Annotated in this window: 10 protein-coding genes; 9 read left to right on the forward strand and 1 reads right to left on the reverse strand. The window is 58.9% G+C overall.

Annotated features, from left to right (window positions below):
• Positions 1–42 precede the first annotated feature (42 nt).
• The 5 genes from K9B32_RS17730 to K9B32_RS17750 all read left to right on the forward strand — a co-directional run bounded on the left by K9B32_RS17730 (position 43) and on the right by K9B32_RS17750 (position 8,036).
• A complete protein-coding gene (locus K9B32_RS17730; RefSeq protein WP_224564470.1) occupies positions 43–1,227 on the forward strand; it encodes an efflux RND transporter periplasmic adaptor subunit in 1,185 nt (394 codons plus the stop codon).
• Between the two features lie 4 nt (positions 1,228–1,231).
• Positions 1,232–4,342 carry an efflux RND transporter permease subunit gene (locus tag K9B32_RS17735; RefSeq protein ID WP_224564472.1) on the forward strand — a complete coding sequence of 1,037 codons (3,111 nt, stop codon included), beginning with the start codon at positions 1,232–1,234 and terminating at the stop codon, positions 4,340–4,342.
• A gap of 39 nt (positions 4,343–4,381) precedes the next feature.
• A complete protein-coding gene (locus K9B32_RS17740; RefSeq protein WP_224564474.1) occupies positions 4,382–5,629 on the forward strand; it encodes an oxalate decarboxylase family bicupin in 1,248 nt (415 codons plus the stop codon).
• A 1,003-nt stretch (positions 5,630–6,632) separates the two neighbouring features.
• Entirely contained in the window at positions 6,633–7,319 is a 687-nt protein-coding gene (locus tag K9B32_RS17745) for a GntR family transcriptional regulator (protein ID WP_224564476.1), read from the forward strand.
• A 42-nt stretch (positions 7,320–7,361) separates the two neighbouring features.
• A complete protein-coding gene (locus K9B32_RS17750; RefSeq protein ID WP_224564478.1) occupies positions 7,362–8,036 on the forward strand; it encodes a GntR family transcriptional regulator in 675 nt (224 codons plus the stop codon).
• Positions 8,037–8,046: 10 nt separating this feature from the next.
• Here the strand turns inward: K9B32_RS17750 and K9B32_RS17755 are convergent, their stop codons facing one another.
• On the reverse strand, positions 8,047–9,936 hold the full coding sequence (locus K9B32_RS17755) for a bifunctional sugar phosphate isomerase/epimerase/4-hydroxyphenylpyruvate dioxygenase family protein (protein ID WP_224564480.1): 1,890 nt from the start codon (positions 9,934–9,936) through the stop codon (positions 8,047–8,049).
• 248 nt (positions 9,937–10,184) lie between these two features.
• On the opposite strand from K9B32_RS17755, the gene K9B32_RS17760 reads away from it, so the two are divergent.
• The 4 genes from K9B32_RS17760 to K9B32_RS17775 all read left to right on the forward strand — a co-directional run bounded on the left by K9B32_RS17760 (position 10,185) and on the right by K9B32_RS17775 (position 12,892).
• Positions 10,185–11,015 (forward strand): transporter substrate-binding domain-containing protein, encoded by an 831-nt coding sequence (locus tag K9B32_RS17760; protein ID WP_224564482.1) that lies wholly within the window; start codon positions 10,185–10,187, stop codon positions 11,013–11,015.
• Between the two features lie 104 nt (positions 11,016–11,119).
• Entirely contained in the window at positions 11,120–11,563 is a 444-nt protein-coding gene (locus K9B32_RS17765) for a type II 3-dehydroquinate dehydratase (RefSeq protein WP_224564485.1), read from the forward strand.
• A gap of 9 nt (positions 11,564–11,572) precedes the next feature.
• Positions 11,573–12,241, forward strand: a complete 669-nt coding sequence (locus K9B32_RS17770) for an amino acid ABC transporter permease (RefSeq protein ID WP_224564487.1) — start codon at positions 11,573–11,575, stop codon at positions 12,239–12,241.
• Between the two features lie 9 nt (positions 12,242–12,250).
• Complete coding sequence (locus K9B32_RS17775) at positions 12,251–12,892, forward strand: amino acid ABC transporter permease (RefSeq protein WP_224564490.1); 642 nt, start codon at positions 12,251–12,253, stop codon at positions 12,890–12,892.
• Positions 12,893–12,927: the final 35 nt, after the last annotated feature.

Genomic DNA, 12,927 nt, shown 5'->3' on the forward strand with positions numbered 1-12,927 from the left:
TATCTCAACACAATGGTTCGATCTACATTTCTGGAGCCCGGAATGACAACCATCGGAACCATTGCTACCCCTCCGAAGCATAGGCGATCTGCCGCAGCGGCCGCTATTGTTGTGCTCGTGGTCGTGGGTGTGTCGGCCGCGTCGTTCTGGGTCGCGGGAACCGGGCCGACCGCAGCAGCGCCTGAGGCCGGCGCTCCGGCAGTGCCGGTCCAGGTTGCCGTACCGTCGATGCAAGAGGTGCCGGTTTATCTCAATGGCCTCGGCACTGTGCAGGCGAATTATACGGTCAACATCACGACCCGTGTCGACGGTGAGCTTCAGAACGTCCTCTTTACGGAAGGACAGGCGGTCAAGAAGGGCGATCTTCTCGCCGTCATCGACCCCCGTCCCTATCAGGCCGCGGCCGATCAGGCGGCTGCAAAGATCCAGCAAGATCAAGCCGATCTTGCCAATGCGCAGTATCTGCTCGCAAAAGATCAAAAGCTCTCCCAACAGCAGATTGCCACCCAAGAGACCGTCGAGCAACAACAGAGCCAGGTGGCGAGTTTCACGGCCCAGCTTGCCGAGGATCAGGCGGCCAAGGAAGCCGCCGACGTCTCGCTCTCCTATACGCAGATCCGATCACCGATTGACGGGCGCACCGGGATCCGCCGCGTCGACGCGGGAAACCAGGTCCACACGACAGACACCACGCCGATCGTGACGATTACGCAAACGCAACCGATTTCTGTGGTATCGACGCTTCGCGAAGACGATCTCGGCGCTGTTCGGGATGCGATGAAGTCGGGTCCAGTTGCAGTCGATGCGCTCGCGATGGATCAGTCCAGAACGCTGGCGACCGGTAGCCTTTCCCTGATCGACAACGTGATCGATCAAAACAGCGGCACCATCCGCATCAAGTCCACGTTCGAGAACCAAGACGACGCTCTGTGGCCGGGACAATTTGTGCTGCTGCGGCTCAGGCAGAAGACGCTTCATCAGGCGATCACGATCCCGTCGGCGGCGCTACAGCGGGGCGCGGATGGCTTCTTCGTCTACGTCGTCGATGGCAACGGCACTACCGCGGTCCGCAAGGTTGTTCCCGGGCCGATCGAGAAGGGCCGGGCCGTCATCACAAACGGGCTTGCCGGCAACGAGCAGGTGGTGACCGCCGGCCAGTACCGGCTCGATGTGGGTACACATGTGTCTGTCGAGCAAGGCTCATCAAACACGGCGCAGAAGGAGTAGCGTGGTGTCTATCTCCTCGTGGTTCATTCAAAGACCGATCGCCACCTCTTTGCTGATGGCGGCGTTGTTTGCAATCGGGGTCGTTGCCTACCCTCTCCTGCCTGTCGCGCCATTGCCTCAGGTCGACTTCCCCACGATCCAGGTGTCGACGCAGTTCCCGGGCGCCGATCCGAAAACAATGGCCTCATCCGTCACGCAGCCGCTCGAGCGACAGTTCGGTCAGATTCCCGGCGTTACGCAGATGACGTCGACGAGCACGCTCGGCAGCAGCTCGATTACGCTTCAGTTCGATCTGTCACGCGATGTGGACGGCGCTGCACAGGACGTTCAGACAGCGATCAACGCCGCCGGCGGGCAACTGCCGACAGGCCTGCCGTCGCCACCAACCTACCGAAAGGTCAACCCGGCGGACCCGCCCGTCATGGTGTTGGCATTAACATCGGACACGCTGCCGCTTACCCAGGTCGATGACTACGCCGAGAGCGTTCTCGCCCAGCATATCAGCCAGCTCAATGGCGTTTCCCAAGTCCTGATCTTCGGCCAGCAGAAACCCGCCGTACGCCTGCAGATCGATCCTCGTAAAATCGCGAACATGGGACTGTCGCTCGAAGACATCAGGACCGCTGTCACCGGCATCACCAGCAACGCACCGAAGGGCTCCGTTCAGGGAGCAGAGCGCACGTACACCATCTACGACAACGACCAGTTGCTGGATGCAGCGCCCTGGAACGATGCGATCGTTGCCTACCGGGACGGTGCGCCAGTTCGCATCAGCGATATAGGTCAGGCGGTTGATGGACCGGAGAATACCCAGCTCGCCGCCTGGGCGAATGGCAAGCACGCTATTTTGCTGCCAATTTTCAAGCTGCCGGGCGCCAATGTCGTCGATACCGTCGATCAGATCAAGGCGACGCTGCCTCAGCTCCAGGCGATCGCACCCGCAGCCATTCATCTTTCGATCCTCAGCGACCGGACCGAGACAATCCGTGCGTCGGTGCTCGACGTCGAGACGACACTAATGATCACGATTGCGCTCGTCGTCACGGTCATCTTCGTCTTCCTGCGCAATCTCTGGGCAACCGTCATCCCAAGCATTACAGTGCCGTTGGCGCTCCTGGCGACGCTGGCTTTGATGTATCTCGCCGGATTCAGCCTCGACAACCTGTCGCTGATGGGATTGAGCATAGCGGTCGGCTTCGTCGTCGATGACGCGATCGTCATGGTGGAGAACATTCATCGCCACATGGAGATGGGCAAGACGCCGAAGCAGGCTGCCATCGATGGTGCGCGCGAGATCGGCTTCACCATCATCTCGATCAGCATCTCTCTGGTCGCGGTCTTCATACCGCTGCTTCTAATGGGTGGCATTGTCGGAAGATTGTTTCGCGAGTTCGCCATTACCGTGACCATGACGATCGGCGTTTCCGCACTCGTCTCGCTGACCGTTACGCCGATGATGGCCGCCCGGTTCCTGAAACCTGACGAGGCGTCCGGTCATGGAAAGCTCTATGTTGCATCCGAGCGCATTTTCGACCTCATGCTTGACGTCTATCGGCGGACGCTCGACGTCGCGCTGCGCCACCATCGCCTGACGATGGTCGCATTCCTTGCCTCGCTCGCAGCAACCGGCATCCTCTTCGTCAACATTCCGAAAGGATTCTTCCCGACGCAAGATACGGGCCTGATCACCGGCATCCTCGAATCTTCCCAGGATATCTCGTTTACCGAAATGGCACGGCATCAGGTGGAAGCAGGCAATATTGTCGCGAGCGATCCAGGCGTTGCGACAATCGGCATGGCTGTCGGCGGCGGCTCGGGGCTGACGGTAAACACGGGCCGCATGTTCATCACACTCAAGCCGCGCGATGAGCGAGACGCATCGGCGAGCGAGATCATCAACCGGCTGCGCACGAAGCTGGCACAGATGCAGGGCGCGCAGCTGTTTCTGCAACCGGCGCAGGACATCAATGTCGGCGGCAGGAGTTCGGCCACGCAGTTCCAATACACGCTGCAGGATGGCGACGCTGACGAGCTCGACGACTGGTCAAACAGGCTGCTGGCCAGGTTCAAGACCCTGCCTGAGCTGACCGACGTCGCCACGGACCAGCAAAATGGTGGCGCTACCGTCACCCTGGCAATCGATCGCGATCAGGCATCCCGCTTCGGCATATCCCCCCAGACGATCGACAACACGCTCTACGATGCCTTTGGTCAGCGCCAGGTCACACAGTATTTCACGGACCTGAACAGCTATCATGTCGTCCTTGAGTTGGCTCCGCAGTTTCAGAATTCGCCGCTTTCGATCAATGGCCTCTACATCAAGTCGCCGCTGACTGGCGAACAGGTGCCACTCAACCAGTTGGTCAGGCAGACCACGGAACCGACGGCGGTTCTCGCGGTCAATCATCAAAGCCAGTTTCCCTCCGTCACGCTGTCCTTCAACCTGGCCAAGGGCGTGGCGTTGAGCCAGGCGGTCGCAGCCATCGGCGAGGCAGAGGTGGAGATGGGCAAGCCGGCGACGTTGATCGGCAGTTTCCAGGGTAACGCCCAGGCCTATCAAAGCTCTCTGGCGAGCGAGCCGCTGCTGGTACTTGCTGCTCTCGCGGTCATCTATCTCATCCTCGGCGTGCTATACGAGAGCTATGTCCACCCGCTGACTATCTTGTCGACCCTTCCCTCCGCTGGTCTCGGCGCGCTGGCGATGCTGTGGCTCTTCGGCTTTGACTTTACCGTAATTGCCCTGATTGGAGTTATTCTCCTGATCGGGATCGTGAAGAAGAACGGCATCATGATCGTCGACTTCGCCATCGCGGCTCAGCGTGAAGAGGGCTTGTCGCCGGAGGATGCGATCCGGCAGGCCTGCCTGCTGCGCTTCCGTCCGATTATCATGACGACTTGTGCGGCGCTGCTTGCCGGCATGCCTTTGATGGTCGGTCACGGCACTGGCTCGGAGCTTCGCCAGCCGCTCGGCTACGCCATAGTTGGCGGCCTTTTGATCAGCCAGGTCATGACACTCTACACAACACCGGTCGTCTACCTCTACCTCGAAAGGCTCGGCGAACTGATCAGTCGAAGGCGACCTGCAGTTCCCGGTGTTCCAGCGCCGGCGGAATAGTCCAAACCCACCCACCCATTCAAAGGAGGAGTGACAGCCATGGAACCTTTATCAAGACGCACAGTGCTTGCCCTTGGAGCGATGGGAGGCACGGCGCTCGCGGCGGGTGCTGCCCGTGCCGCCAGCTTCGGCAATCCGGATCAGCCGGCCGAGGGTGCGATCAATGCTAATCCTGCCGGCCTTTCGGATCCCGGTCCGAAGAACCCCGCGCTCAACGAGCAATTCCCCTCGTTTCAAAGCCCGCCAGCAACGGATGTGGGTGACATGCAGCTGTTCTGGGGATCGTTCAACAATGCCGCCAAGCGCATCCAGAATGGAGGCTGGGCGCGCCAGGTCACCAAGTCAGATTTTGCGATCTCCGAGGCTGTTTCCGGCGTCAATATGCGGCTCGGTCCCGGCGGCATCCGCGAGATGCACTGGCACCGCGCCGCCGAATGGGCGATCATGACCAACGGGCGCTGCCGCGTCACGGTTCTTGATCCCCAGGGGCGAGCCTATGTGCAGGATGTGGAGGCAGGCGATCTCTGGTATTTTCCGGCCGGATTCCCTCATTCGCTGCAAGGACTTGGGCCGGATGGCTGCGAATTCGTGATTGTCTTTGACGAAGGCGACCAATCCGAATATGGCACGCTGCTTCTGACGGACTGGCTGGCGCACACCTCGCCGGAACTTTTGGCCAAGAACTTCGGCGTGCCGCAGGAGACGTTCAAGAACATTCCGTTGCAGGATCTGTGGATCTTCCAGGGCACGGAACCCGGTCCGCTTTCGGCTGACCAAGAGGCCGTCGCTTCTGCTGGACTGCCGCCCTATCCCTTTACCTACAGGCTGACGGCCTCGGCTCCACTAAAGCAGAACGCATCCGGCACGATCCAGCTTGCCGACAGCAATAGCTTCAAGGTGTCCAAAACAATTGCGGCGGCGATCGAGACGATTAAGCCCGGAGCCGTGCGGGAGATGCATTGGCACCCGAATGCAGACGAATGGCAGTATTGGATCAAGGGGGAAGGTCGCATGACGGTGTTCGACGCCGGTCCGCGCAGCCAGACAGCCGACTTCCGGCCGGGTGATATCGGATACATAAAGAGAAGCCAGGGCCACATCATCGAAAACACCGGCAAGACGGATCTGCAATTCGTGGCCGTCTTCAAGGTTGCTGAGTATCAGGAGATAGGCCTGTCGTCCTGGCTGACGCACACGCCGGCAGCGCTTGTGGCGCAGCATCTCAATGTCAGTGTTGCCGACATTGCGAAATTCCCTGCCGATCAGCCGGGTATCGTGCCGCGCTGAACCCCGATATCGCGGCGCCGCCAGGCGCCAAGTTAGCCCTTTCCTGCCTTCATCGACCGGAGAACCGACAAAGCGCGGACGAAAAACTTGTCAGCGTGCTTACAGATGTCGCCGGAGGTACCGACCTGCTGGATGTCATCGACTTTGAGAATGACGATGCGATCGCAAGCCTCATTCCCTCGGCCTGGTCGTCGGTCACGTCAATGATCGTTATGCCGACGGCTCGGTCCAGCCGCTTGATTTCGCTACGGGTCGTGGCACGTCAACTTCGTCGAAGACAAGGATTCGTCGAGTGGTTGGCTCGGCACTTTTCGGTCTGGCGTGACGGGCCAGCTTAGTTGATGCTGTCGGCCGCAGCGATACGCGAACCACAGCTAAAAACCACAAGTCGCAAAGCATATACAAAATGTCGCGCATGCGATATCACGTAATTAAATGAAAGCTAATGTGCGTCATAACGAAATAAATCGCACGCGAAGCGCGCCGGGAACGCATCAAATGACTCCGTCCGAATTCAGGGCGGCGCTGGCTGTCACTGGATTGACAGCAAGCGTCGCCGCAGAGCTTTTTGGCGTCGATGAACTCGCTAGCCGTCGGTGGGCGTCGGGTGAGCAGCCGGTCCCACGTGCCGTTGCGCTCAGTCTGTGGCTGATGGCATCTTATGGCGTTTCAGTGGCCCAAGCGCGAATTCTTTCAGAAAGTCCAAAATTGCCAAAGTCGGCTTGAGCGCTTAGGCCCGGAATCGCCTGTTACCGCCGGAGGCCTTTTCCGAGCGAAGGTCGGCATCGTGGTGAGGCGCCTGAGGGGCCGCCTGATCTTGCTCGGCCTCCGCCAAAGGCGGCATTTCCATCAAGGCTGTGACGCAGGTTTTACGATTCCTACGCGATGGAATCGGCCGCGACCCGTTCCCACTCATGATCCTGCGCCCAACCTGCGCTACTGATTGAATTTGACCTAGCTTTCCGGATATATAGGAGGAAAGAAGAAATCTCGGAGACACACCGTGCGCCAGGAAATTGCTGAGGAAACTGTCGCTGAGAGCGGTTATCGGCAAATACGGGCGGATATAATATTCGGGCGCCTTGCGCCCGGCCAGAAGCTCAAGCTGGAGAACTTGAAAGGCGCTTACGAGACCAGCGTCAGTACTCTCCGGGAAATTCTCAATCGCCTGACGTCCGAAGGGCTCGTTGTGGCTGAAGGTCAGCGAGGCTTTGAGGTTGCACGAGTATCCGTTGCGGACCTCAAAGAGATCGCAGCTCTGCGCCTGCTTCTCGAAGAGCACGCGCTCGAACAGTCCTTCGAACAGGGCGATGTGGAGTGGGAGGCAAGGCTGGTGTCTGCTCATTATAAACTTGCGCGTATGGAAGAGGTCATGGCGTCGGGCGACACAAGCAGAGCGGAAGACTGGAAGCGCTACGACTGGGAGTTTCACCAGGCCCTGATCTCCGCCTGCGGATCGCGGCTGCTGATGGAGACCCACTCAGCCGTTTTCGACAAATACCTGCGATATCAGATGGTTGCGCTCTCCTATCGCGGCCGTGTTGCCGAACAGGAACATAGGCAACTTCTGGAGGCCGCTTTGCAACGCGATAGCACGACCGCAAAGAAAGTCCTGCAGCGTCATATACAAGGAGGCGTCGAGCATGCGCTTGGAAAAGGCCTGTTATCGGCCGTGCCACCACAAGCGTGACAATCGGCACTCTCATAGTGCCTGAGCAAAGCAGGGGACCTCATGCTCAAAATTGCCGGTGAACCTTCCGAGACCGTAAGCGACGTCGTTTTTCGGCAGATCCGTCAGGACATCATTTCCGGCGCCTTGGCGCCTGGTGCGAAAATCAAACTTGAGCAAGCCAAGGAGCGCTATTCGATTAGCGTATCGTCGCTGCGCGAAATACTCAGCCGCCTGACCACTGAGAACCTGGTGCTAGCGGAAGGCCAGCGCGGCTTTGAAGTCAGCCCGGCCTCCCGCAAGGAGCTCGAGGAGCTCGCCGATCTCCGCACCGTGCTGGAAACCCATGCGATCGACCTTTCCTTTTCGGCCGGCAATCTCGAGTGGGAGGGACGCATCGTCGCTGCCCACCACAAGCTCGCGGCAGCGGAAAAGAAGCTGCTGGCAGGCGATACATCGCGCACCATCGACTGGGTTCGCTATGATTGGGAGTTTCACCAGGCGATCGTGTCGGCCTGCAATTCCGCAACGCTGATGGCGGCGCTATCTTCTGTGTTCGACAGGTTTCTACGCTATCACATGCTAGCCCAGAGCTTTCGCGGTCAGGCCGTCGTTGACGACCACAAGCTGCTTTTCGAACTTGCCTTGAAGCGCGACGTCGAGGGCGCTCGAGCCGTCATTCGCCGGCATATAGAAAGCGGCGTGGCGCACGTCCTGAAGAGCGGTCGCATCGACTAACGGGCGCCGATCAGACGGCATCCTTCGGGACACCTTCGGGCCGCATCTGCCTCTTGAGTGCGGCAATACGGAAAATGGCGTTCGGCGCGCCATAGCCCCGATAGCCGCGTCGTTCGACGATTTCGAAGAAGAATCCCTCGCCGTAGGTGCCGCTGTAGAGCTGGAAATATTCCCCATGCTCGTCGCGGTCATAAAGGATGTTTTCTCCCTTCAGGCGCTCGGTAAGATCGGGATCCAAACCGAAGCGGGCTTCGACATCGTCATAGTAGTTCGGCGAGATATGGAGCGGCTTGAACCCCTGCTTGCGCAGCGATCTGGCGGTGACGAAAATGTCGTCGGTCGAAAAGGCCAGATGCTGGATGCCCGAACCGAATTTTTCGGCGATGAAGTGACCGGCAAGCGTGCGGCGGTTCTCCGCGCCATTCATTGTAATGCGCAGCCTGCCGGTTTCATTTTCAACCACCTGGCTGCGCACAACGCCGCTCGGATCGATGATATCAACCATTGGCGTCTTTCTGGTCTCGAAAATTGACGTGTAGAAGAGCAGCCAGGTCAGCATTTCATCATAGGCGACCGTCTGGGCGACATGGTCGAACTGCAGCAGGCCGGCGCCAGCCTTGCCGCCCTCTTCCCAAACCGGCTCGAAATCGATTTCCGAGAAACGGCCGAGCGGGCTCTTGTCGTCGATGAGGTAGATCAGGCCGCCGCCGACGCCGCGAATTGCCGGCAGTTCGAGCTCGCCATCGGCAACGGCCTGTTGGAAGGGCTCAGCATCCATCGCAAGAGCGCGCCGATAAGCTTCAGTGGCATCCTCGACAACGAGCGCCAGGGCATAAGCGAATGTGCCGTGGACTGCATAGGCAGCGCTTGCAAAACCGAGCGGATCGGCATTGACCAGGATCCGGATACTGCCCTGTTCAAACAACGTCACCTTTTTGGATCGATGGACGGCCCTCTTGCGGAAACCCAAGGCCTGTAAGAGCGCAATCAGCTCGACGGCCTCATCTTCATCGGTGGCGAATTCAACAAAGCCAATACCCTTTACGACAGCACGTTCCGGCATGGGAACGCCGATCGGCGTCTGGACATTGCGGCGAACCTGGTCGGCCAGATAGATCAGCGAACGATGACCATCCGCGGCGATCGCCCGCGTGGAGCCGCCACGAAACTGGTCATTGAAGATTTCCAGCGAGAAATAGCCGTCATACCCGGTCGACGCCACCGCCTCGGTGAACGCTGTTACCGGCAGATCGCCCTCGCCTGGCATGTTGCGAAAATGGCGGCTCCAATAGAGAAGATCCATATCGATCAGCGGCGCATCGGCCAATTGCACGATGAAGATCTTCTCCTTTGGAATCGACCGGATCGAGTTGATATCGATCTTGCGCGAGAGCGAATGGAAGCTGTCGAGGATAAGCCCGACATTCGGGTGATTAGCGCGCCGTACGATCTCCCAGGCATCGCGATGATCATTGACGTAACGGCCCCAGGCGAGCGCCTCATAACCCACCTTGAGGCCGCGTTTGGCCGCACGCTCACCCAATTCGTGAAAGTCGGCAGCCGCGCGATCGATGCCTCCAAGCGCTGCCTGCGAGACGTTCGAGCAGACAAGCACCATGTCGGTTCCGAGCTCCTGCATGACGTCGAACTTGCGTTCAGCCCGGTCGAAGGTACGGCTTCGAAGCGCATCCGGCATGCCTTCAAAGTCGCGGAAGGGCTGGAAAAGCGTTATCTTCAGCCCGAGATCGTTCGCCATCTTGCCGACGTCGGCTGGGCTCCCGTCAAAGGCCAGAAAGTCGTTCTCGAAAATCTCGACACCGTCGAAGCCCGCGCGCGCAATGGCTTCAAGCTTGTCGGGCAACTCGCCGCTGAGCGTTACCGTCGCAATCGAGGTCTTCATAATTCAAAACCCTTTCTGTCGGCACACGGGAGCGCCGCCATGGGCCACTTTGCCTTACGCGCCAACTCTCGATCATGGTATTATGCCAAATGTCGTGAACATTTCAAATCAATTGGCCAAATCAAAAGTCTCATATGATTTTGAAAAACTCGGTTGATTTATGGCAAATCCTCTGGCAAAAGTTTGTCATGCAGTCGGGAGAGGATGACTGTTGGGTCCGAGCGACCGCCAAAAAGGAGGAGGAATCGATGTTCAAATCGCTGCTGACGCGCCGAAATGTGATGCTGGGTGCTGCTGCTCTCGTAGCTGCCATCGGGCTTGCGAACCCAGCTGCCGCCGTCACACCCGAAGAAATCAAAGCCAGAGGAAAGCTTATCGTTGGCATCCAGGGCGACAATCCGCCGTGGGGCTTTGTGACGAGCGGCGGCAAGCAGGACGGCCTCGATGCCGATATTGCGACGCTTTACGCAAAGGAACTGGGCGTTTCCGTCGAATTCGTGCCGCTGGAAGTCAACAACCGCATTCCGGCCCTGACCACGGGCCGCGTCGACGTTCTCTTCGCGACGATGGCCATGCTGCCGGAGCGCGCCAAGGCCGTTCAGTTCAGCAAACCTTACGTCGCCAACGCAATCGTGCTGATTGCGCCAAAGTCCATGTCCGTCAAAACGAATGATGACATGGCCAATCTTTCGATTGGTGTCGCGAAAGGTGCGGCTCAAGATACCCAGGTTACCAAGAACGCCCCCCAGAGCGCTACGATCCGCCGCTTCGACGGTGATGCTCCCAGCGTCCAGGCGCTGGTGTCCGGCCAGGTGCAAGCGCTCGGCGGCAATATCTTCTACATGGACCGTGTCGAAAAAGCCCGTCCGGGCGAATTCGAAAACAAGCTCGAATTCCAGAAGCTCTACAATGGCGCTTGCACGCGGCTTGGCGAGAAGGAGATCAACGCCTCGATCAACGCCTTCGTCGACAAGATCAAGGCCAATGGCGAGCTCAAAAAGATCTATGACAAGTGGATGAAGGTGCCGGTTCCGGAGTTCCCTGCGAGCCTGGACGGCATTCCGTTCACCGCCAACTGAGCCGCTAACCGCTTAGCAAAAGCAAACTGGCGGGCGTTGCGATGCCCGCCAACGGTGTCGCGACGCCGAAAAGCAAGGCTTTGCGCGTTTCGAGGAGCGCGATCATGAACAATACGATATTTGTGCTCAATGGGCCCAACCTGAACCTGCTCGGCCAGCGGGAACCCGCCATCTACGGCGCGACAACGCTCGCGGAGATCAAGGAAAGGTGCCTCGCCAAGGCAAATAACCTTGGGTTCGGCATCGACTTTCGCCAGACAAATTTCGAAGGTGAGCTCGTAGAGAGCGTGCACCAGGCACGCAACGAGGCCTGCGGTATCATCATCAACCCGGCCGGCTACACCTTCACGTCGATTGCACTGCTCGACGCGCTGAAGACTTTCGATCCGCCGAAGATCGAGCTGCATATCTCCAACGTGCATGCGCGCGAGAACATCTATCACAAGTCCCTTATCTCTCGTGTAGCAACGGCAATCATGATTGGGTTTGGCGCAGCCGGCTATGAATTGGCGGTCCAAGCCATGGCTGGCATGGTCGAACGCGACTGAGGAGAGGTGATGAACTACACGCTGGATTTCGCGCCGGTCATCGATGGTTTGCCGAGCCTGCTGCTCGGCTGTCTTGGCACGTTGCTGCTTGCCATCTGCGGCATGCTGCTGGCAATCGTGATTGGCATCGGCGGCGTCGCATTGCGGGACTCGCGCTACAAACCGCTGCGCTGGCTGGTGATCGGCTTCGTCGAGCTCATTCGCAACACGCCGTTCCTGGTTCAGATCTTTTTCCTGTATTTCGCCCTCCCCCTTGCCGGTATCCGGCTCGATCCGACGCCAACGGCGATCATCGCTCTGGGGATCAACGGCGGCGCCTACGCCATCGAGATTATCCGTGGCGGCGTCCAGTCGATCTCCAAAGGTCAGATGGAAGCCGGCCTCGCGCTCGGCCTGCACAAGGCGCAGGTTTTCCGCCTCATCATCCTCAAGCCGGCGCTGAGGGCGATCTATCCGTCGCTGACCAGCCAGTTCGTGTTGCTAACGCTATCGACCAGCATTGCCTCGGCCATCTCGGCCTATGAGCTCACCTCGGTTTCGCAGCGCATCGAGTCGGAGAGTTTCCGCAGCTTCGAGGTCTATTTCACTGTGACGATTTTCTACCTCGTCATTTCCTGGCTGATGATGCGCCTCTTCGCGTTCTTTTCGGCACGTTATTTCACCTATCCGGTCACTTAGGAGCAGTCGATGGGCAGCGAAGAATTCGTCTTCCTTCTGATTGGTCTGAAATGGACCGTCGTCTTGTCCGTGGTCGGCTTCGTCTGCGGATGCATTGCCGGGCTTGGTGTCGCGCTCGCGCGCGCTTCGGAGATACCGCTGTTGGAGCGAGTGATGGCCGGCTACATCGCGGTCTTTCAGGGAACGCCACTGCTGATGCAGCTTTTCGTGGTCTATTACGGACTTGCCCTGATCGGTTTCAAGCTCGATGCCTGGGTGGCCGTTGCCATCGGCCTGACGCTGCATGCCAGCGCCTATCTGGGCGAAATCTGGCGTGGCTCGATCGAAGCGGTCCCGCGCGGCCAGACTGAAGCTGCAAGAGCGCTCAGCCTCAAATATGTCTCCCGCATGAAGGACGTCATCCTGCCACAGGCTCTGCGCATCTCACTGCCGGCAACGATCGGCTTCCTCGTGCAGTTGATCAAAGGAACCTCGCTCGCATCCATCGTCGGCTTCACGGAACTCACACGCGCCGGCAACATCATTTCCAACCAGATCTTCGAGCCGCTGACGGTCTTCGGGATCGTCGGCGCGCTGTATTTCCTGATGTGCTGCCCGTTGACGATTTTCGGCGCCCGTCTTGAACGGAAATTCGCTGCGGCATCGCGGTGATCTGCGGCGCCGACCACGAAAGAGACGGAATTAAA

Origin of the sequence: Rhizobium sp. 3T7 (genome assembly GCF_020166565.1) — a bacterium.
GTDB lineage: Bacteria > Pseudomonadota > Alphaproteobacteria > Rhizobiales > Rhizobiaceae > Rhizobium.

Coding starts and splice junctions, on each gene's coding strand:
- K9B32_RS17730 (WP_224564470.1), top strand. CDS start 43: ATGACAACCATCGGAACCATTGCTACCCCTCCGAAGCATAGGCGATCT.
- K9B32_RS17740 (WP_224564474.1), top strand. CDS start 4,382: ATGGAACCTTTATCAAGACGCACAGTGCTTGCCCTTGGAGCGATGGGA.
- K9B32_RS17750 (WP_224564478.1), top strand. CDS start 7,362: ATGCTCAAAATTGCCGGTGAACCTTCCGAGACCGTAAGCGACGTCGTT.
- K9B32_RS17755 (WP_224564480.1), bottom strand. CDS start 9,936: ATGAAGACCTCGATTGCGACGGTAACGCTCAGCGGCGAGTTGCCCGAC.
- K9B32_RS17760 (WP_224564482.1), top strand. CDS start 10,185: ATGTTCAAATCGCTGCTGACGCGCCGAAATGTGATGCTGGGTGCTGCT.
- K9B32_RS17765 (WP_224564485.1), top strand. CDS start 11,120: ATGAACAATACGATATTTGTGCTCAATGGGCCCAACCTGAACCTGCTC.
- K9B32_RS17770 (WP_224564487.1), top strand. CDS start 11,573: ATGAACTACACGCTGGATTTCGCGCCGGTCATCGATGGTTTGCCGAGC.
- K9B32_RS17775 (WP_224564490.1), top strand. CDS start 12,251: ATGGGCAGCGAAGAATTCGTCTTCCTTCTGATTGGTCTGAAATGGACC.